Raw genomic sequence first — 19,710 nt, 5'->3', positions numbered from 1 at the left:
GGTGGGGCGCGGCCTCAGGCCACCGCGCTGATCGGGGTCTGGGTGCGGCGGTCGCTGGCGCAGCCGGTTTCGTCGTCGCATTCGGTGATGCCAGGGCGGACGACGTGGGTGACCGCCAGCTCGCTGAGCTTTCCCGACAGATCGCCGCCTGCGACCGCCTGCTGGATGGTCTTCGAGCGATGCACGAGGAAATCCACCAGGTGATTGCGGATGCAGTAGAACTGCGGGTCGTGGTGCATGGTTTCGCGGCTGCGCTCGCGCGGCAGCGTGTTCACCACGATCTCCGCGATGCGCGCCTTGGGGCCGTTGCTCATCAGGAAGATGCGGTCCGCCAGCAGGATGGCTTCGTCCACGTCGTGGGTGATCATGAACACGGTCTGATGCGTGGCGACGCAGATCTTCAGCAACTCGTCCTGGATCACGCCGCGGGTCAGCGCGTCGAGCGCGCCGAAGGGCTCGTCCATCAGCAGCATCTTGGGTTCGACGGCGAAGGCGCGGGCGATGCCGACGCGCTGCTTCATGCCGCCCGAGAGTTCGGACGGCTTCTTCTTCGCCGCGTGCGACAGGCCGACCATCTCGATGAAGCGTGCGCCGTGCGCGGCGACCTGCTTGCGCGACCAGTCGGGATGGCGCGAGCGCACCGCGAAGGCGATGTTCTCCTCCACGGTCAGCCACGGCAGCAGCGCGTGGCTCTGGAACACCACGCCGCGGTCCAGGCTGGGGCCGGCGACTTCGCGGCCGTCCATCACCACGGCGCCGCCACTGGCTTCCTCCAGCCCGGCCAGCACGTTGAGGATGGTGCTCTTGCCGCAGCCCGAGTGGCCGATGATGCAGATGAACTCGCCGCGCTCGATGTCGAAGCTCACGTTTTCGAACACCGGCGGCTGATCGGCCCGGTAGCGCTTGGAGAGCCCATCCACCTCGACGAAGGCGTGGGTGCCGGCGGGGCGGGAGCCGGTGCGCGGGAGGTCCTTATTCGGCATACGTCACCTTCTTCTGCAATTGGGCAAACATCAGGTCCAGCGCCATGCCGACCACGCCGATGACGAGCACCGCGAAGATCACGTTGGCAAGCGACAGGTTGTTCCATTCGTTCCACACGAAGTAGCCGATGCCGGTGCCGCCGATCAGCATCTCGGCCGCCACGATCACCAGCCAGGCGATGCCCATGGAGATCCGCATGCCGGTGATGATGGTGGGCGCGGCGGCGGGCAGGATCACCTCGAAGGCCTTGCGCAGCGGGCTCACTTCCAGCGTGCGGGCGACGTTGAGCCAGTCGCGGCGCACGTTGGCGACCCCGAACGCGGTGTTGATCAGCATCGGCCAGATCGAGCAGATGAAGATCACGAAGATGCCGGACACCGAGGAGTCCTTGATCGTGTAGAGCGCGATCGGCATCCACGCCAGCGGCGAGATCGGCTTCAGCACCTGGATGAACGGGTCGAGCGCCTTGTGCAGCAGCGGCGACATGCCGATCACGAAGCCCAGCGGGATCGCCACCGCCATCGCCAGCAGGTAGCCGAGGCCGACCCGCATCAGCGAATGCGCGAGCTGGATGCCGATGCCCTTGTCGTTGGGGCCGTTGTCGTAGAAGGGGTCGCGCAGGTGTTCCAGCGCGTGCGCGGCGAACTGCGACGGCGTGGGAAAGCCGTCGTTCTTGTGCGCCGCCGCCTGTCCCGTCGTCGGCAGGCCCATCAGCGCGGCGTATTCGGCTTCTTCGGCCGTCATCACCGCGGCCGCCTGGGGCGCGTGGCGGGGCGTGGTGCCGAGCTGCCAGATGCCGAGCAGCGCCGCGAACAGGAAGGCCGACAGCATCGCCGCGCGTAGTCTGAAGGAGGCTTTCATCGCCGTGCTCCTCAGGCCTGCTCGTGCTTGATGGCGAAGCTGTCGGCGTAGGCCTTGGCCTTCGCCGGGTCGAACTCGCGCCCCATGATGCTGAACTTGCGATAGCCGCTGGCCGCCGCTTCGGCCGGGATGTCCTGCCCCAGCTCCTTCATGCGGGCGCGCGCGTCGGTCAGCAGGAAGACCTGCTCGGCCAGCGCCTTGTAATCGACCTCGCCCTTCACATAGCCCCAGCGCTTCATCTGGGTCAGCATCCAGGTCGCCATCGAATACCACGGCATCGGATCGAAGTCGGCGCGCTCCGGCTCGTTGCGCACGTTGCCCAGGCCATCGGCAAAGCGGCCGCTCAGCGCCTGCAGGATCACCGTCTCGGGCTGGTTCAGGTAGTTGGGCGCGGCGATCGCCTTGGCGATTTCGGCGCGGTTCTCGCGCTTGCGGGCGCTGGCGGCGGCGTTGAGGATGGCGCGGTAGAGCGCGGCGAAGCTGTTGGGGTTCTGCTCGATGAAGCCCTGCGCCACGCCGAACGAGCAGCACGGATGGCCGTTCCAGATGTCCTTCGACAGGATGTGGATGAAGCCGATCTGGTCATAGACCGCACGCTGGTTGAAGGGGTCCGGCCCGAGGAAGCCGTCGATGTTGCCGGCGCGCAGGTTGGCGATCATCTCGGCCGGCGGGGTCACACGCAGCTGCACGTCGCGGTCGGGGTCGAGGCCGTGCTCCGCCAGGTAGTAGCGCAGCAGGAAGTTGTGCATCGAGAACTCGAACGGGATCGCGAACTTGAAGCCCTTCCAGTTCTTCGGGTCGCGGTTGTCCTTGTGCTTCATCGCCAGCGTGATCGCCTGGCCATTGACGTTCTGGATGGTGGCCACGCGCATCGGCTGCGCGGCAGAACCCAGCCCCATCGAGATCGCCAGCGGCATCGGCGCGAGGAAGTGGGATGCGTCCAGCTCGCGGTTGAGCATCTGGTCGCGCACCAGGGCCCAGCCGGCGGTCTTGCTCAGCGTGACGTTGAGCCCCTGTTCCTTATAGAAGCCCATCGGGTCGGCCATGATCAGCGGCGTGGCGCAGTTGATCGGGATGAAGCCGATCTTGAGGTCCTTCTTCTCCAGCGGCCCGACCTTGTCGAGCGCCATCGCCTGCAGGTCGGAAATCGGCATCACGCTGGCGATCGCCGCCACCGCGGCCTGGGCGCCCACCGCCTGCAGGAAGCGGCGGCGCGTGGCGTCGTGCGGGAACAGTGCCTTCACCGCCGCGGCTTCCACAAAGTCGGCCGACAGCGTTTCCGCCGCCTCGCCGCGCCGCGCGCGTGCCGCCGCGGCTGCGGCATCGTGTTCGTGCTGGCTGCCGTGCTGGCCGCAGGAGCAGCCGCCCAGCTTGGAATCGGCGGCGTAGGGGCGGTACAGGTTTTCGTCTCTCATGGTCTGGGCACCTATCTCTCTGAAGGGGGGATTCGTGTCGTCTGCTGCGCGTGTTCTGGGTTTCTCAGGCGGCCAGGCGCTGGCGGGCCTTGCCGACTTCCAGCCGCGCGACCGGCTGGCCGCGGTGCCATTGCTGCATGTGCAGGTAGTCGTCGCGCGCCTCGAGCACCTTCCAGTCGCCGCCGTTGCAGGGCTGGCCGTGCAGCGCGATCGGCAGCGAGCGGGTCTTGAGCCGGATCACCGGCTGCTGGTGGGCGTAGCCGGCATGGGGGCGCCCGAGCACCGCGTGGGCGATGACCTCGGCCTGGCGCGCGATGGGCTCGATGAAGCGGCAGGGCGCGCCTTCCATGCTGATGCAGTCGCCCAGCGCATAGACATCCTCGGCGCTGGTGCGCAGGCTGCGCGGATCCACGACGATGCCGCGTTCGAAAGCCAGGCCGGCGCCGCGGGCGAGACGGCCGTCGGTGACGAGGCCGGTGGCGGCGACGATCTCGTCCACCTCCAGCTGCAGCCCTTGCTCGGTCCGGAGCTGCTTGCTGCCGTCGGCCGCGGCGCGCACCTCGGCCACGCGGGCGCCGCCGACGAAGCACACGCCCTGGGCTTCCAGCGCCTGACGCAGGCGATCCGTGGCCGGCGCCGGTAGCAGCGCGGCCAGCGGTGCATCATTGACGTCGAGCAGGGTGACGGCGTGCCCGGCGCGGGCGAAATCCTCGGCCAGCTCGCAGCCGACCATGCCGGCGCCGACGATGGCGACGCGGCGGGCGCTGCCGTCCAGGCAGTTGCGCAGACCGGACCAGCCGGCAAGGTCGTTCACCCGCCAGCACAGTTCGGCCGGAAGGCTGGGCGGCAGCGCGGGGCGGGCGCCCTGCGCCAGCACCAGCCGGGTGTAGGGCAGCGTGCCGCGGGTGGTGCGCAATTGATGCAGCGCCGGCGAAAGGCCGACCACGTAGGTTTCGGGCAGCAGGCGCACGCCGAGCCGGCGCGCGGCTGCGGCGGCGGATTCGCGTACCAATCCGGCGCGGTCGTCGCCCCGGCTGAGTGCGATCGACAGTTCCGGCTTGTGGTACCGGTCCGCCGCGCAGGCGCTGATCAGCGTAATCGGCACGGCGGGGTCCAGCGCGCGCAGCGCCTCGGCGGCAGACCAGCCGGCGGTGCCGGCACCGACGATGACGACGCCCGGCGTGCGCGCCGGCGCGCTCGCCACCATGGGCGGCTGCGCCGCGAGCACCGGTTCGTAGGGTTCGAAGTCGGCCTTGACCACGCCGCACAGCGGGCAGACCCAGTCGTCCGGGATGTCCGCGAAGCGGGTGCCGGGGGCGATGCCGCTGTCGGGGTCGCCTTTCTCCTCGTCATAGACGAGGCCGCAGGCGCGGCAGAGGAATTGTTTCCAGGGGGTGTTGGCGCGGGCGTTCATGCGGGCATGGCCTCCGCCGACAGTCGGGCCATTTCCCAGCGCAGGTGCTTGATCGCCGGCGTGACGATGGCGATGAAGTGCGCCTCGCGGATGCGGCGCTGGGGGGCGGAGTTCATCAGGTAGCCGCGCGCGCCCTGGTGCATCAGCGCCGACTGCGAGGCGCGCAGCGCGAACTCGGCGCCCTGGGTGCGGGCGTCGAGCACGTCAAGCAGGTAGTCCTTGCTGCCGTCGTAGGGGGTGAGCGCGAGCCGGGCCACGCGGGCGCCGAGTTCGTCGAACTCGGCCTGCAGTTCGTCCGGGCGGTCGTGCAGGTATTGATTCACATGGCCGAGCACCGGCTCGACCTCGCGCATCGAGGCGATGCTGCCTTCTGCGACGCCCACCGCCATGCCCGCCTGCAGCAGCACGAAGGCGGCGCGGATGCGGGCGATGAAGGGGCGCGCGGGGTCGGCGATCAGGCTGTCCTCGCCGACGAAGTAGCCGTCGAGCCGCACGCCCCAGGTGCTGGTGCCTTCCATGCCCGAAAACGCCGGGCACGGGCGCAGCACCACTTCATCGGTGAAACGCAGCAGGAACATGATCTCGTGCGACAGGCTGCCGTCGTCGCGATACACCCCGGCGATCGCACCGCAATACTGGCCGCGGGCGATGTGGCTGACCCAGGGCAGCGCGCCGCTGACGCGGTAGCCGCCCGGCACGCGGGTGGCGCGCAGCAGCATCTTCTCGATGCCGGCCAGCGCCTTCATCGGGTTGGACAGCGCGGTGCCGCCGAAGGTACGGCCGGCAACATGGTCGTCGAGCGCGCCACCGGTCAGGGCCGGGTTGCCCGACTGTTCCATGTACAGGCCGCAGACATCGTGGCACCAGGTGAGGAAGCCGGTAGCGCCGCAACTGCGGCTGATGACCCGCATGGCGTCGAGCGCGAGCCCGAAGCGGCGGCCGTTGCGCTCCAGGTGGGCGCCGAACGCGCCTGCCTTGCCGAGCGACGCCATGATGTCGAGCGGGTAGTGCCCTTCATGGTCGATGCGATAGGCCGCATCGGCCAGAGGGCCGTCGGCGATGGCCGCGACCTGCTCCATCACCCGGTCGTCGGACCAGGTCGGATCGAAGGTCGCGGGATGGGCTGCTGCAGTCTTCATGGCGTTCTCCGCGTGGGCAGGGTGTTCGGCGCGGGCGGCGCTCAGTCGGCCAGTTCGATGCTGAACGGGATGGGGTTGCGCATCGTGTTGGCGACCGGGGAGTAGAAGTTGGCGTGCTGGACGATTTCGTTCAGCTGCTCGCGGGTGGCTTCACCCTCGATGACGACCTTGACGCGGATCTCCTGGAAGCCCATTTCCTCCGGCTTGCGCTCCGCGCCGCCGGCGCCCCACGCTGCGGTGTTGCCGATGTCTGCTTCGAGGAAGACTTCGAGGCGGGACAGCTTGATCTGGCGGTAGGTGGCGACCGCGGTGATGCCGACGCTGAGGCAGCCGCCGAGTGCGGACAGCACGATTTCGCCCGGTGCGGGCGCGGTGTTCTCACCGAACAGGTGCAGGGGTTCGTCGACGATCACCGGGTTGTGGATGCCGACGTAGCTCCACGAGCGGAACTGGCCCTGCATCACGGTGTGCACCTTGTTGGTGCCGCGGCGCTCCGGGTTGTCGCGCCCGGCGGCGGCAAACTTCAACAGCCCGTCGCGGTCGATCGGGCGCAGGTAGGTGGTGGCGGTGGTGGTGCTCAAGACGTTCTCCTCAGGGAAAGTGGGGCGGCGCTTCCGCTTGCCGCTCTCGGTCCATCGCAATCACGATGGACTCGCAGTCCCTTCAGCAACGCCTGTGCCAGTCGTGCGTAGTGCTTCTTAAGATGTTGTTATGAATTGGAAAAATGAAGGTTTGTGCGATATCGGACGCAGCGCGGGCCGAATTGCGGGTGTCTCCACATTGTTAACAATGTAAACAATGTGGAGACATTTTCAGGGTCAAGGAAGCTCAGGCGCCGTCTGCATCCAGCACCAGCTTCTGCCACCGGTAGGCGAACTGGCGGCCCGTCAGCCCGAGCATCTGGGCCGCGCGCGACTTGTTGCCGCCGCACTGCGCCACCGCCTCGCGCAGCGCCTCGGCGCTGTGCGAGTGGGCAGGCACGTAGGGGCGGACCACCGCAGCGCCGAACGGCACGGCCGCCGCAGGAACCGGCGCCGCGAGGGCTGGTGATGCATCCGGTGTCGCGGCAGCTTCGCGCCCGGGCATGAAGCGCTCGATGTCGCGTGCGCTCAGGATGGGCTTTTCGGCCAGCAGCACGATGCGCTCGATCAGGTTGGACAGCTCGCGGATGTTGCCCGGCCACGGATGCGCCTCCAGCCGGGAGAAGGCGTCGGGCAGCAGGTTGACGTTGCGCTGGTTGGCCTGGTTGGTGCGGCTGAGGAAGTGCAGCGCGAGCGCGCGGATGTCTTCCTTGCGTTCGGCCAGCGAGGGCAGACGGATCGGGATGACGTTGAGGCGGTAGTAGAGGTCTTGGCGGAACAGTCCGCGCGCCACCTCCATTTCGAGGTCGCGGTTGGTCGCCGCCACCAGGCGCACGTCGATGCGGATCTCGCGTTTGCCGCCCAGTCGGGTGATCGTGCCCTCCTGCAGCGTGCGCAGCAGCTTGCCCTGCATCGGCAACGGCAGTTCGCCGATCTCGTCGAGGAAGATGGTGCCCTGGTTGGCCTGCTCGAACATCCCTTCGCGGCTGTTGCTGGCGCCGGTGAACGCACCGCGTTCGTAGCCGAACAGCTCGGACTCGAACAGCGTGTCGGGTATCGCGGCGCAATTGACCTTGATGAAGGGCTTGTCGCGGCGCGGGCTGGCGAGGTGCAGTGCGCGCGCGAACAGTTCCTTGCCGGTGCCGGATTCGCCCAGCAGCAGCACGCTGGCGGTGGCGTCGGACACCTTTTCCAGTTCGGATATGGCGCGCAGCAGCGGGGCGGAGGTGCCGATGATGCCGTAGCGCGCGGTCTCGTGTTCCAGCGCGTGCATCAGGATCTCGTTCTGCTCCTCCAGCTCGCGCGTCTTCGCTTCCAGCATCGCGTGCAGCTGCAGCAGCTGGCCGATCAGCGTGGCGAGGATGCGCAGCAGCGACAGGTCGTCCGCGATCGCGCGGTTGCGGCGGCGGATGCGGTGGCAGGCGAGCACGCCGACCGTCCGCTGCTCGATGCGGATCGGCAGCGCGATGAAGGCCACCGGGCCGGGCGGCAGCTTGTCGCGTTCCACCGCGCGCGCGAGGAAGTTCTCGTCGCGGTCGATGTCCTGCACGATCACGAGCTGGCCGTGCTTGAGCACGCGGCCGGTGACGCCTTCGCCAGGGCGGTACTGGCCGCGCGCGATTTCCGCGCGGGTCAGCCCGTAGGCGTAGCGGATGCGGCACAGCTCGCCATTGTCGTCGAGCAGCACGACGCGGCCGCGGTTGAGGCCGAGCAGTTCCGACATCAGGTGCAGGATCTCGCGCAGCACCACGTCGGGCGACAGGCTCTTGCCGACCAGGCCCATCACCTGCTGCATCAGCAGCATTTCCTGTTCGCGCCAGAAGGCGGGCGAACCCTCGTTATCGGTCACGGCGGGGGTGGGCGTACTCATGGGGCGTGTTTACCACGCCGGGTGCAAGGGGCCAACAGGGCGCGGGGCGCGATGCCCTGACCGGCACCGCGCCCCGCTGCCGGTCAGGGCAGCAGGAACACGCTCTGCTCGGTCACCGCGGTGGGCGGACCGTCGAGCGCCTCGATGTCGAAGCGGATCGGCTGCGCGCCGGACTTGCCGGGTTCGGGCCGGGCGGCCACCGTCAGCGGCACGGGCAACACGCTGCCGCTGGCGACCTGGAAGGTGTCGTTACCGGTGAGGCGGGCGCCGGCGGGGCCCTCCACCCGGATGCGGAAGGCGCGCGGTTCTTCCAGCATGTTCACCAGCTTCAGCGTGTAGGTGTTCTCGATGCTGCCGTCCGCGGCTTCCTGCAGCAGCGCGTGGCGGTCGCGCAGCACGTCCACCTGCAGCGGCACGCGGTGCGCGAGCATCCAGGCGCCGAGTAGCGAGAACACCACCAGCGTGGCGAGATAGACCTGCGCGCGCGGCCGGCGTAGGCCGTCGAACAGGGTGGGGGCCGGGGTGGCGCGCGGCGCGGCGAGTTCGCGTTCCGAGGCGAAGCGGATCAGTCCGGCCGGCGCGCCGACGCGCTCCATCACGTCGTCGCAGGCATCGGCGCACAGGCCGCAGTTGATGCACTGGTATTGCAGGCCGTCGCGGATGTCGATGCCCGTGGGGCAGACCTGCACGCACAGGCTGCAATCCACGCAGTCGCCGCGTCCGGCGGTGGGCCGGCCGGCGAGGGCGGGCGCGGCGACGGCGGCAGGCGCACCCGCGGTCGCCATCCGTGCGGCGGCCGTGCCGCGCTGGCGGCGGGGTTCGCCGCGGCGGCCGTCGTAGCTGATCGTGCGGGTGTCGGCGTCGAACATCACGCCCTGGAAGCGCGAGTAGGGGCACATGTGCATGCACACCATCTCGCGCGCGAAGCCGGCCTGCAGGTAGGCGAAGGCGGCGTAGAAGAACACCCAGAAACCTTCCCAAGGGCCGAGTTCGCCGGGGCCCAGGTTGAACAGCAGCTCACGGATCGGGGTGAAGTAGCCCACGAAGCTGATCCCGGTCCACAGCGCGATCGCGCCCCAGATGGCGTGCTTGGTGCCCTTGATCGCCAACTTGCGCGCGCTGGGCGGCGCCTGGTCCAGCCGCATGCGCGCCAGATGGTCGCCTTCGACCTTCGCCTCCACCCAGCGGAAGATCGCGGTATAGACGGTCTGCGGACAGGCGAAGCCGCAGAACAGCCGGCCGGCGAGCGCGGTGACGAGGAACAGCCCGGCCGCGGCGACGATCAACAGCAGCGCCAGCAGCAGTGCGTCCTGCGGCCACAGCACCAGCCCGAAGAGGTAGAACTTGCGCTCGGCGATGTCGAACAGCAGCGCTTGGCGGCCGTCCCACTGCAGCCAGCAGGCGCCGTAGAAGATCAGCTGGGTGAGCCACACCATGGCCCAGCGCCAGGTGTTGAAGCGGCCGTGGGTGGTGCGCGGGTGGATCTGTCCGGTGTTGCGGTAGAACTCGATGCGGGCGCCCTGGGCCCGGGTGGAAGGGGTGTGCATGGAGAGCATCCTCGCCGCGGCCCGCAGCGCGTCTGAATGGCGGTGTTCGGGGCGGCGGGAGGAGTAGACCACTGCGCCTGAGTGGGTAACAGTCTCAGTCTGTCGTGTTTTTGAGCATAACAGTTGGGGGCGAGGAGGCCGCGGCTGGACGGGCCGCCGGGCGTTGCCGGCTCCAACTGCGGCGGTGGTGCCAGCCGCTAGAATCGAGGTCACGCCTTTACATAGACGCCATGAATATCCAATCGGTAGACCTCAATCTGCTCAAGATTTTCGAGGCGGTATATCTGGAGCGCAATGTCAGCCGCGCAGCGGTCCGGCTGGAACTGACGCAGCCGTCCGTCAGCCACGGCCTGACCCGTCTGCGACTGCTGTTCGGCGATCCGCTGTTCGTACGGACCCGTTCGGGGGTGGAGCCCACGGTCGTGGCCGACCGCATCGCCGGCCCGGTGCAGCAGGCGCTGCGCGTGCTGCAGACCACCCTGGACGAGCATGCGCACTTCGAACCCGCCAGCTCCGGCCGTACCTTCCGCCTGCACATGAGCGACTTCGGCGAGGTGATCTTCCTGCCGAAGCTGATGCGCGCATTGCTGGAGCGCGCGCCCGGCGTACGCATCGAAACGCGGCAACTGGGCGGAGTGGAGCTTGCCGCTGCGCTCGACAGTGGCCAGATCGATCTCGCGATTGGTTATCTGCCCGTCCTCGACCAGGGCTTCGAGTGTCGCCATCTGCTGGCCGACGAATATGCGGTCATCGCGCCCCGTCACCTGATCCCGTCCGGTGGCAAGGGGGAAAACGCCTTCAACGGACTCGACTTCATCGCCGTGACCTCGCATCCGCAGACGCTGGCCATCCTGCGCGAATGCGGCCTGCTCGAGCGGGTGAAGCTGTGGGTGCCGCATTTCATGGTGGTGCCGGCGATCCTTGCCGAGCGCAACTTCGCAGCCGTCGCCCCGCGCGAGGTGGTGCATGCCTTCCGCCCGCGCAGTCGCGTGCGCAGCTTTCCCTTGCCCGCGCTGCAACGCGGTATGGACGTCAATCTGTACTGGAACCGGCGCTATACCGGCGACCCCGGACATGCCTGGATGCGCGAACTGGTTGCCGACCTGTTCGACCGCGAGCGCAAATAGCCGCATCCTCCGATGAGGAGGACGCCCGGCGGCGTTCCGCCATTATCGACGCCATCTATATCTCACGTATCGCCTGCTGAATTGCCGCTCCCCGCCTGCGCTCCTAAGGTGACGACCAACCGACACCGGTATCACCCAGGAGAGGAGACGAATGTACACAACGGGTACGGCATTTCTCGAGGCGCTCCACGAGCGTGGCGTCCGCCATCTGTTTGCCAACCTGGGCAGCGACCATCCCGCCATCGTCGAGAGCATGGAGGAGGCGAAGGCCGCATCGCGCGAGGTGCCCGCGCTCATCACCTGTCCCAACGAGATGGTGGCGCTCAGTGCGGCCCAGGGGTACGCCCAGGTCACCGGTCAGCCGCAGGCCGTGCTGGTCCATGTGGAGTGCGGCACGCAGGCGCTCGCGGGTGCAGTGCATAACGTCGCCAAGGCGAGGGTGCCGGTGCTGATCTTTGCCGGCGCGTCGCCCTTCACCCAGGAAGGCGAGTTGCGCGGCAGCCGCAACGAGTTCATCCAGTGGATACAGGATGTGCATGATCAGCGCGGCATCGTGCGCGGCTACACCCGCTACGACAACGAGATCCGCACCGGCCGCAACGTCAAGCAACTGGTCTATCGCGCGATGCAGATTGCCTGCAGCGACCCGAAGGGGGCGGCCTACCTGACCGGGGCGCGCGAGGTCATGGAAGAGGAAGTGCCGCGGGTCGAGCTCGACGCCGGGCAGTGGCAGGCGATCGCCCCCTGCGCGCTGCCGGAGCAGGGGCTGCAGGCGCTGATCGCGGATCTCGCGGCCGCCCGTCATCCGGTGGTGGTGACGTCCTTCCTCGGCCGCAGCGCCGCCGCGGTGGCGGAGCTGGTGAAGCTGGTGGAGCGGCTCGCGATTCCGGTCATCGAGTCGGTGCCGTCCTATGTGAACATTCCGGCCGATCACCCGATGTACCTCGGCAACCAATGGAATGCGCCGCGCCAGAACGAAACCCTGGCCGCAGCCGACCTGGTGCTCGTAATCGACAGCGACGTGCCCTGGATTCCGCTCGTGAACCGTCCGAGCGAGGATGCGCGCGTGTATTACATCGACGTGGATCCGCTCAAGGAGCAGATGCCGCTGTGGTACATCCCGTCGCGTCAGGTATTCCGCGCGGATGCGGCCACGGCGCTGGCCCAGATCAACGCCGGTCTCGCCGGGGTGGCGCTCGATGCCGATCTGGTGGCGGCGCGGCGGGAGCGGGTCACGGCGCTGCATCGCCGGCGCGACGAACTGCTGAGGGCGCGCGAGGTGGCGGGCGAAACCATCACCCCGGCCTATCTTGCCGCCTGCGTGCGCGACTTCATCGATGACGACACCATCGTCTGCAACGAAGGCATCTCGAACTACGAAGCCATCATCGACCACCTCGGCATGCGCCGCCCCGGCAGCATGATCGCCAGCGGCGGCGGCTCGCTGGGCTGGAACGGCGGCGCGGCCATCGGCGTGAAGCTGGCCCACCCGGACAAGACGGTGGTCGCGATGTGTGGTGACGGCAGCTACATGTTCACCGTCCCCTCCAGCGTGCACTGGATGGCGCGCCGCTATGCCACGCCCTTTGTCCAGATCGTGTTCAACAACGGCGGCTGGAAGTCCCCCAAGTTATCGACCCTGGCGGTGCATCCGGACGGCTACGCCAGCCGTTCGTCCGACCTGGGTGTGAGTTTCGACCCGCCCGCCGATTACGCCGGTATCGCCGCCGCGGCCGGCGGTGCCCTGGCGCTCAGGGTGTCGCGCCCCGAGGCGCTGCGGGACGCCCTGGCCCAGGCCTTCGCCGCCGTCCGTGGCGGCCGCTCCGCCGTGCTGGATGTTCAGCTCGACCCCCTGTAGTCCCCGTCGGGTGCAGACGCCCGACCCAACAAATCAGACAGGAGACATCAACATGCATACGCTCATGGATCACGCAGTCTGGCAGGACAAGCTCATGTGCGACGGATGGCGCGCGAGCGAAGCCCGGGCGGCGGTGACCGACAAGGCGACTGGCGAGCAGATCGGCAGCATCGGGGTGGCCGACGCGGAGTCGGTGGTGCGCGCCGCGGCCCTTGCGCGCGCCGCCCAACCGGCGTGGCACGCCATGCCCTACGAGGATAGGGCGGCCATCTTCCGCAAGGCGGCGCGGCTGGTCGAAGAGCAGTGGGAGGAACTGGCCACCTGGATCGTGCGCGAATGCGGGGCCATCCGTCCCAAGGCCGACGTCGAACTGAAGGCGGCGGTCGGCATCCTGTACGAGGCGGCCGGCATGCTCACCGAGCCGCAGGGGCTGCTGCTGCCGAGCAATCCGGGGCGCATGAGCTTCGCGCGGCGCTTGCCCCATGGCGTGGTGGGCGTGATCGCTCCCTTCAATTTCCCGCTCATCCTGGCCATACGCGCGGTGGCGCCGGCCCTGGCCACCGGCAACGCGGTGGTGCTCAAGCCGGACCTCCGCACCGCGGTGTCGGGCGGCGTGTTGATCGCCCGCATCTTCGAGGAGGCGGGCTTGCCGCCGGGCGTGTTGCACATGCTGCCGGGCGGGGCGGATGCGGGCGGTGCGCTGTGCACCGATCCCAACATCGCCATGGTGGCATTCACCGGGTCCACCCGCGTCGGCCGCACGGTCGGCGAATTGTGCGGACGCCACCTCAAGAAGGTTTCGCTCGAACTCGGCGGCAAGAATTCGCTGATCGTGCTCGACGACGCGGACCTCGATCTCGCCGCCGGCTGCGCGGCGTTCGGCGCCTGGTTGCACCAGGGCCAGATCTGCATGGCCACCGGCCGCATCCTGGCGCATGAGTCGATCGCCGAACAGCTGCTTGCGAAGCTGGCCGAAAAGGCCGACCACCTGCCGGTGGGCGACCCCGCCAGCGGCCGCGTGGCGCTCGGGCCGATCATCAGCGACGGGCAGTTGCGCCAGATCGATGCCGTCGTGAAGGACAGCGTGGCCGCTGGCGCCAGGCTGTGTGCCGGCGGCACCTACGACCAGCTGTTCTACCGGCCCACCGTGCTGGGCGGGGTGAAGCCGGGCATGCGTGCGTTCGAGGAGGAGATCTTCGGGCCGGTGGCCTGCGTCACCACCTTCCGCGACGAGGACGAAGCCGTGGCCCTGGCCAACGCCACCGAATACGGCCTCTCGGCCGCGGTGATCTCGCGTTCGACCGGACGGGCGCTGGCGCTCGGCAATCGCCTCAATACCGGCCTGCTCCACATCAACGATCAGACCGTGGCGGACGAGCCCCATGTCCCATTCGGCGGCCGGGCTGCCTCGGGCAACGGCGGCCGCGTGGGCGGGCCGGCCAATTGGGAAGAGTTCACCCAGTGGCAGTGGGTCACCGTCAAGGATACGCCGCCGGCCTATCCCTTCTGATTCCGCATCGGCCGCCCGCGCCCGCCCGATGGCAGGCCGCGGGCCGTACAGGAACACCGGCCCCGATCGAACGTGGCCGGCATAACGCGAGGAGACAAAAAAATGAACTTCAAACGCAATGCAGTCGCGCTGGCCACGCTCTGGGGCAGTCTGGCAGGTGCCGCGGTCGCTGCAGACGAGGTGGTGCTGAAGGTGCACCACTTCCTGCCGCCCAGCGCCACGGCGCACAAGAACTTCATCGAGCCCTGGTGCGCGAAGATCGCGGCCGAGTCGGCCGGCCGGCTCAAATGCCAAATCTATCCGGCGATGTCGCTGGGTGGAACGCCGCCTCAGCTGTTCGACCAGGCCAAGGACGGCATCGCGGACATCGTATGGACGGTGCCCGGCTACCAGGGCGGCCGTTTCCCGGTCACCGAACTGTTCGAACTGCCGTTCATCACCCGCAGCGCCGAGCGCAGCAGCCCGGTGGTGTGGAACATCCTCACCAAGTACGCGGGCGATGAATACAAGCCGGTGAAGCCGCTCATCTTCCACGTCCATGACGGCGCGCAACTGCACACCACCAGCAAGCCGATCAAGGTGCTCGCGGATTTTCAGGGGATGAAGCTGCGTGCGCCGACCCGCCAGTCGACCCGGCTGTTGAAGGAACTGGGGGCGACGCCGATCGGCATGCCGGCGCCGCAGGTCACCGAGGCCCTGTCCAAGGGCGTGGTCGACGGCGCCATGCTGCCGTGGGAGGTGGTGCCGCCGCTGAAAGTGCATGAGGTGGTCAAGTTCCACACCGAAACCGACGAGTCGATGCCGATGCTGTCGAACACGGTTTTCGTGTTCGCGATGAACCCGGCCCGTTATGAAAAGCTGCCGCCGGAGCTGAAGAAGGTGATCGATGCGAACAGCGGGGTCGAAGCCTCCGCATGGGTCGGCAAGGTGTTTGACGAAGCACGCGTGGTGGGCAGGAAGCAGGCGCAGGAGCGCGGCAACGTGATGTACGAGGTGCCGGCGACCGAGCGGACGGGCTGGTTGGTGGCCGGCGAGCGGGTGGCGGCGCAATGGGTGGAGGAAACGGCGGCCAAGGGCTTGCCGGCGAAGGACATCCTGGCCGAGGCCAAGGCCGCGATCAACGCGCGCCAGGGGCACTGAGCGGTCCGGCGCACCGCCGGCCGCGGGCAGCCCACGGTCGGCGATGCGGCGGATGTTCCCCGCGCAACGCTGTTGGAGAAAACATGACGAATCACGACACGGCGGCAGACACGGTGCCGCGCGTCCTGATGCTTGGGGCGGGGGCAATGGGTTCCCTGTTCGGCGGCTTGCTGGCCGAGGTCGGCGTGCCAGTCACGCTGGTGGATATCAACGCGACGCACCTCGCCGCCATCCGCCGCGATGGCCTGCGACTGGTGACCGATAGCGGCGAGCGGCGGGTGCGGCTCGATGCCTGTCGCCCGGACGACGTGCACGAGACGCCCGACCTGATCGTGGTGTTCACGAAGGCCATGCACACCGATGCCGCGCTGGACGGCATACGGCGCTGGATCGGACCGGAAACGCGCATCCTCAGCCTGCAGAACGGTCTGGGCAACGGCGAGCGGATCTGCGCGCATGCGGCGGCAGATCGTGTGGCGATCGGGATGACCACCTGCCCGGCCGACCTGTGCGGTCCCGGCCATGTCGAATCGCACGGCCAGGGAAAAATCCGCTTCACCCGCTTGGACGGCGGTCAGGACGACGCCCTCGAGCGCCTTGCAGCCCTGTTGCGTCGCGCGGGCCTCGACTGCGCGATCGATCCGATGGTAAACACCGCGATCTGGGAAAAGGTCGCCTTCAACGCGGCCTTGAACAGCATCTGCACGGTGAGCGCCTGTCCGGTCGACGCCATCGGCCGCACGCCGGGGGCGCAAGCCCTAGCGCTGGACATCGTGGATGAAGTCCTCGCGGTGGCGCGTGCCGAGGGGCTTGCGGTCGATGCGGACCGGGTCCGCGCAAGCGTGCTGCATGCCATCGGTCATCATGTCGGCCACAAGCCGTCGATGTTGCAGGACGTGCTTGCCGGGCGGCCCACCGAGATCGAGGCCATCAACGGGGCGGTCGTGGCACGGGCCGGGTTGCGGGGCATCGCGACGCCGGCGACCCGAGCCTTGCTGGCCCTGGTCAGGCTCGTCGAGGCTGGTCGCAGTACGCCCTCGGCCTGACCGGCCGAGATCCCCACGCTTTTGAATGAAGAATGAATGGATATCGATGACTTGCGCCGGCAGGCGCGGCGCTTCCTGCCCCGGTTCGTATTCGATTTTCTGGAGGGCGGGGCAGGGGATGAAACCTGTCTGCAGGAGAACCTCGCCGCGCTGCGCAACATCAGGCTGTGGCCGAGCGTGCTGCGCGACACCTCCGGGATCGATACCTCGATCGAAGTATTCGGTGAGCGCTGGCGCCTGCCATTTGCCGTCGCGCCGACCGGGTTTAACGGACTGCTCCGGCCCGACGGCGACATCCTGATCGCGCGCGCAGCGGCGCGCGCCGGCGTTCCCTTTAGTCTGTCCACCGCATCCAATACGCGCCTCGAGGAGGTGGCAAGGCAGGCGGATGGGCTCCGCTGGTTGCAGCTGTACGTGATGGGCGACCGTTCGATCGCGGAGCAGATCATGCGGCGCGGTTGGGACGCCGGCTACCGGGTACTGGTGCTGACGGTGGATGTGCCTGTAAACGGGTATCGGAAGCGCGATATCCGCAACGGTTTCCGGCTGCCGTTCCGGCCGGGCCTGATGACCGCCCTCGATCTCGCCCGTCATCCGCGCTGGATATTGCAGTTCGCGGGGCGGCGGTTCCCGAATTTCGCCAACCTCAGCGAACACCCGGATACCGCGGCTTCGGCCCAGGTGCAGGCCGCACTGCTCAATCGCACGATGGACAGGACGCTGGCGTGGGAGAGCCTGAGCTGGGTACGGGCCCACTGGAAGGGGCCGGTCGTGGTCAAGGGCGTGCTGCACCCGGACGACGCCGCGCGGGCGGTCGCCGAAGGCGCGGACGGCATCGTGGTGTCCAACCACGGCGGCCGGCAGCTGCAGTCGGCCCCCGCCGCGATCGAGGCCCTGCCGCTGGTGGTCGAGCGCGTCGATGGCGCGGTTCCCGTGTTCGTGGATGGCGGATTCCGCTCCGGCGAGGATGTGGCGAAGGCGCTCGGCAGAGGGGCGAAGGCGGTGTTCCTCGGTCGTCCCGTTCTGTACGGTCTGGCCGCCGCCGGCGAGGCCGGCGTGGACCGGGTGTTCGACTGGCTGCGGGAGGACCTGGAACGGACCATGATCCTGATGGGACGACGGCGCATTGACGAACTGGCCACCGGGTGGCGACCGTGAGGTGGGTTGCGAAGGCCGGCCCCAGGTCGAACGGAAATGGGTCGATCAGGGTGAAATCCACCGCCTAGACTCAAGGAGTCCGACACTTCCCGGGAGCAGCGGCCATGGCGATGCAGATTTTTGTGAATCTCGCGGTCAAGGACCTTCAGCGCACGATCGCGTTCTTCGAGCGGCTGGGTTTCGGCTTCGATGCGCGCTTCACCGACGACAACGCCACCTGCATGGTGGTGAGCGACGGGATCTACGTGATGCTGCTGGTCGAGCCTTTCTTCCAGACCTTCACCCCGCGTCCGGTGGCCGATGCGCGCGCCACCACCGAGGTGCTGATGTGCCTGGGGGTGGAGAGCCGCGCGCGGGTGGATGAGCTGGTGGCCGCCGCGGTGGCCGGCGGCGGGCGCACGCTGAAGCCGGCGAAGGACCACGGCTTCATGTACGAGCACGGCTTTGAAGACCTGGACGGGCACCTGTGGGAACTGGTGTACATGGAGCCGGAGGGGGAGAGCGCCGCTCCGGCCGCGTGAATCCGCCGCTTCAGCGCGCCAGTTCTCCCAGCCGGCGCATCGCGCGCTCGATCTCCCCGCTCCACGGGTGGCCGAAGTTGAGGCGGATGAAGTTGGCGTACTCGCGCCCGGCGGAAAAGATCGGCCCCGGCGCGATGCTGATGCCTTCGTCCAGCGCGCGCCGGTGCAGCGCCAGCGCGTCGGTGCCGGCGGGCAGCTCCACCCACGAGAAGTAGCCGCCGCGCGGTCGGGTCAGCCGCGTGCCGGCGGGGAAATGGCGCTCCACCGCCGCCGCGAGCGCCGCCTCCTGGATTTCCAGCGCGCTGCGCAGGCGGCGCAGGTGGGCGTCGAACGCGCCCTGGCGCAGGAAGTCGGCGATCGCGATCTGTACCGGAATGGTGGTCGCGAGGCTGGCCGACAGCTTCAGCCGCTGCACCTTCTGCGCGTAGCGCCCGGCCGCGACCCAGCCCAGCCGGTAGCCTGGCGCGAGGCTCTTGGAAAAACCCGATACGTGCAGCACCAGCCCGTCGTCGTCCAGCGCCTTGGTCGGCAGCGGCGGCTGGCGGTCGAAATGCAGCTCGGCATAGGTGTCGTCCTCGATCAGCGGCACTTGATGGCGGCGCAGCAGGTCGAGCAGCGCCGGACGCGACGCGTCGGGCACGCAGGCGCCGGTGGGATGCTGGAAGTTCAGCATCAGCATGCAGGCCTTCACCGGCTGGGTGGCGAGCGCGGCCTCCAGCGCCGGCAGGTCGACGCCGTCGCGCGGGTGGGTGGGCAGCTCGATCACCTTGAGGCCGCGGCGCTCGATCATCTGCAGGATGGCGTGAAAGGTGGGCGACTCGATGGCCACCAGGTCGCCCGGCTGGGTGGTGGCCTCAAGCGACAGGTTGAGCGCTTCCATCGCACCCGAGGTCACGACGATCTCGCCGGGCGAGACGGTGGCGCCGGCGGCGAGATAGCGCAGCGCGATCTGGCGGCGCAGCTCGTCGTTGCCGGGCGGCAGGTCGGTGACGGTGGCGCGCGGGTCCATGTGGCGCGCCGCGGCCGCCAGGCAGCGCGCCAGCTTGTCGAGCGGAAACAGCGCCGGGCTGGCGAAGCTGGAACCGAGCGGCACCACCGCCGGGTCCTTCACCGCGTCGAGGATCTCGAAGATGAAGTCGCTCACCGCCAGCGCGCGGCTGGCGGCCTGCGGCCGACTCATGTCCGGCTCGGCCAGCGTGCCCACCGGGCGGCTGCGCACGTAGTAGCCGGACTGCGGCCGCGCCTCGATCAGCCCGCGGCTCTCCAGCAGGTAATACGCGCGCAGCACGGTGGATGGGCTGAGCCGCTGCGCCTCGCACGCGCGCCGCACCGAGGGCAGCCGTTCCCCGGCGCGCAGCACGCCGTCGCGGATGCGCTGTTCGATGTCGAGGACGAGGCGGTCGTAAAGCTTCATGAGGCGGGGCGTGGAACGGCGGCGGGAGCGGCGAGGGTAGCGCAGCCGGCAGCGGATTGCAGGGGTGCGCGCGGCGGCGGTGGGGCGGATCGCGATCGACCGCCACGGATGCCGCGGCGGCAAAC

16 protein-coding genes are annotated in these 19,710 nt (G+C 68.6%); 7 read left to right on the top strand and 9 right to left on the bottom strand.

Annotated elements, in window-relative coordinates; all coding sequences use genetic code 11:
* Positions 1–14: 14 nt before the first annotated feature.
* From dqs_RS12940 to ccoG, 8 genes are all read right to left on the bottom strand, one after another.
* Complete coding sequence (locus dqs_RS12940; RefSeq protein WP_065340746.1) at positions 15–983, bottom strand: ABC transporter ATP-binding protein; 969 nt, start codon at positions 981–983, stop codon at positions 15–17.
* Positions 973–1,845: a nitrate ABC transporter permease gene (gene ntrB, locus dqs_RS12935; protein WP_065340745.1), complete on the bottom strand. Its 873-nt coding sequence runs from the start codon at positions 1,843–1,845 to the stop codon at positions 973–975. Before ntrB ends, dqs_RS12940 begins: the two co-directional genes overlap by 11 nt.
* 11 nt (positions 1,846–1,856) lie before the next feature.
* Positions 1,857–3,260, bottom strand: a complete 1,404-nt coding sequence (locus dqs_RS12930; RefSeq protein ID WP_065340744.1) for a CmpA/NrtA family ABC transporter substrate-binding protein — start codon at positions 3,258–3,260, stop codon at positions 1,857–1,859.
* A gap of 64 nt (positions 3,261–3,324) precedes the next feature.
* The gene (locus dqs_RS12925) at positions 3,325–4,674 is read right to left on the bottom strand and encodes an FAD-dependent oxidoreductase (protein ID WP_065340743.1); all 1,350 of its coding nucleotides are present in this window, start codon (positions 4,672–4,674) and stop codon (positions 3,325–3,327) included.
* Positions 4,671–5,813, bottom strand: coding sequence for an acyl-CoA dehydrogenase family protein (locus dqs_RS12920; protein WP_084018503.1), 1,143 nt, complete (start codon positions 5,811–5,813; stop codon positions 4,671–4,673). Before dqs_RS12920 ends, dqs_RS12925 begins: the two co-directional genes overlap by 4 nt.
* Positions 5,814–5,854: 41 nt before the next feature.
* The gene (locus tag dqs_RS12915) at positions 5,855–6,394 is read right to left on the bottom strand and encodes an OsmC family protein (RefSeq protein WP_065340741.1); all 540 of its coding nucleotides are present in this window, start codon (positions 6,392–6,394) and stop codon (positions 5,855–5,857) included.
* A gap of 247 nt (positions 6,395–6,641) precedes the next feature.
* Positions 6,642–8,264, bottom strand: a complete 1,623-nt coding sequence (locus dqs_RS12910) for a sigma 54-interacting transcriptional regulator (protein ID WP_065340740.1) — start codon at positions 8,262–8,264, stop codon at positions 6,642–6,644.
* An 83-nt stretch (positions 8,265–8,347) separates the two neighbouring features.
* The gene (ccoG, locus tag dqs_RS12905; protein ID WP_065340739.1) at positions 8,348–9,811 is read right to left on the bottom strand and encodes a cytochrome c oxidase accessory protein CcoG; all 1,464 of its coding nucleotides are present in this window, start codon (positions 9,809–9,811) and stop codon (positions 8,348–8,350) included.
* A 230-nt stretch (positions 9,812–10,041) separates the two neighbouring features.
* On the opposite strand from ccoG, the gene dqs_RS12900 reads away from it, so the two are divergent.
* The 7 genes from dqs_RS12900 to dqs_RS12870 all read left to right on the top strand — a co-directional run bounded on the left by dqs_RS12900 (position 10,042) and on the right by dqs_RS12870 (position 18,171).
* Positions 10,042–10,938 (top strand): LysR family transcriptional regulator, encoded by an 897-nt coding sequence (locus dqs_RS12900; protein ID WP_084018500.1) that lies wholly within the window; start codon positions 10,042–10,044, stop codon positions 10,936–10,938.
* A 151-nt stretch (positions 10,939–11,089) separates the two neighbouring features.
* A complete protein-coding gene (locus dqs_RS12895) occupies positions 11,090–12,796 on the top strand; it encodes a thiamine pyrophosphate-requiring protein (protein ID WP_011766204.1) in 1,707 nt (568 codons plus the stop codon).
* A gap of 52 nt (positions 12,797–12,848) precedes the next feature.
* On the top strand, positions 12,849–14,306 hold the full coding sequence (locus dqs_RS12890; RefSeq protein WP_065340738.1) for a benzaldehyde dehydrogenase: 1,458 nt from the start codon (positions 12,849–12,851) through the stop codon (positions 14,304–14,306).
* A 102-nt stretch (positions 14,307–14,408) separates the two neighbouring features.
* Positions 14,409–15,446: a TRAP transporter substrate-binding protein gene (locus tag dqs_RS12885; RefSeq protein ID WP_065340737.1), complete on the top strand. Its 1,038-nt coding sequence runs from the start codon at positions 14,409–14,411 to the stop codon at positions 15,444–15,446.
* Between the two features lie 83 nt (positions 15,447–15,529).
* Positions 15,530–16,492, top strand: coding sequence for a ketopantoate reductase family protein (locus tag dqs_RS12880; protein WP_065340736.1), 963 nt, complete (start codon positions 15,530–15,532; stop codon positions 16,490–16,492).
* A 36-nt stretch (positions 16,493–16,528) separates the two neighbouring features.
* Positions 16,529–17,650, top strand: a complete 1,122-nt coding sequence (locus tag dqs_RS12875; RefSeq protein WP_065340735.1) for an alpha-hydroxy acid oxidase — start codon at positions 16,529–16,531, stop codon at positions 17,648–17,650.
* Between the two features lie 104 nt (positions 17,651–17,754).
* Positions 17,755–18,171, top strand: coding sequence for a VOC family protein (locus dqs_RS12870; RefSeq protein ID WP_011766199.1), 417 nt, complete (start codon positions 17,755–17,757; stop codon positions 18,169–18,171).
* Between the two features lie 10 nt (positions 18,172–18,181).
* Here dqs_RS12870 and dqs_RS12865 read toward each other — a convergent pair whose 3' ends face one another.
* Positions 18,182–19,585 (bottom strand): aminotransferase-like domain-containing protein, encoded by a 1,404-nt coding sequence (locus dqs_RS12865; RefSeq protein WP_065340734.1) that lies wholly within the window; start codon positions 19,583–19,585, stop codon positions 18,182–18,184.
* Positions 19,586–19,710: the final 125 nt, after the last annotated feature.

It is taken from the genome of Azoarcus olearius (assembly GCF_001682385.1).
Classification (GTDB): Bacteria; Pseudomonadota; Gammaproteobacteria; order Burkholderiales; family Rhodocyclaceae; genus Azoarcus; species Azoarcus olearius.
Note: the sequence above shows the minus strand (reverse complement) of the source record. Positions and strands in the feature narration are given on the sequence as shown.

Excerpts from the sequence above, each read along its gene's own strand:
- dqs_RS12940 (WP_065340746.1), bottom strand. The coding sequence starts at position 983 with ATGCCGAATAAGGACCTCCCGCGCACCGGCTCCCGCCCCGCCGGCACC.
- ntrB (WP_065340745.1), bottom strand. The coding sequence starts at position 1,845 with ATGAAAGCCTCCTTCAGACTACGCGCGGCGATGCTGTCGGCCTTCCTG.
- dqs_RS12930 (WP_065340744.1), bottom strand. The coding sequence starts at position 3,260 with ATGAGAGACGAAAACCTGTACCGCCCCTACGCCGCCGATTCCAAGCTG.
- dqs_RS12925 (WP_065340743.1), bottom strand. The coding sequence starts at position 4,674 with ATGAACGCCCGCGCCAACACCCCCTGGAAACAATTCCTCTGCCGCGCC.
- dqs_RS12920 (WP_084018503.1), bottom strand. The coding sequence starts at position 5,813 with ATGAAGACTGCAGCAGCCCATCCCGCGACCTTCGATCCGACCTGGTCC.
- dqs_RS12910 (WP_065340740.1), bottom strand. The coding sequence starts at position 8,264 with ATGAGTACGCCCACCCCCGCCGTGACCGATAACGAGGGTTCGCCCGCC.
- ccoG (WP_065340739.1), bottom strand. The coding sequence starts at position 9,811 with ATGCACACCCCTTCCACCCGGGCCCAGGGCGCCCGCATCGAGTTCTAC.
- dqs_RS12900 (WP_084018500.1), top strand. The coding sequence starts at position 10,042 with ATGAATATCCAATCGGTAGACCTCAATCTGCTCAAGATTTTCGAGGCG.
- dqs_RS12895 (WP_011766204.1), top strand. The coding sequence starts at position 11,090 with ATGTACACAACGGGTACGGCATTTCTCGAGGCGCTCCACGAGCGTGGC.
- dqs_RS12890 (WP_065340738.1), top strand. The coding sequence starts at position 12,849 with ATGCATACGCTCATGGATCACGCAGTCTGGCAGGACAAGCTCATGTGC.
- dqs_RS12885 (WP_065340737.1), top strand. The coding sequence starts at position 14,409 with ATGAACTTCAAACGCAATGCAGTCGCGCTGGCCACGCTCTGGGGCAGT.
- dqs_RS12880 (WP_065340736.1), top strand. The coding sequence starts at position 15,530 with ATGACGAATCACGACACGGCGGCAGACACGGTGCCGCGCGTCCTGATG.
- dqs_RS12875 (WP_065340735.1), top strand. The coding sequence starts at position 16,529 with ATGGATATCGATGACTTGCGCCGGCAGGCGCGGCGCTTCCTGCCCCGG.
- dqs_RS12870 (WP_011766199.1), top strand. The coding sequence starts at position 17,755 with ATGGCGATGCAGATTTTTGTGAATCTCGCGGTCAAGGACCTTCAGCGC.
- dqs_RS12865 (WP_065340734.1), bottom strand. The coding sequence starts at position 19,585 with ATGAAGCTTTACGACCGCCTCGTCCTCGACATCGAACAGCGCATCCGC.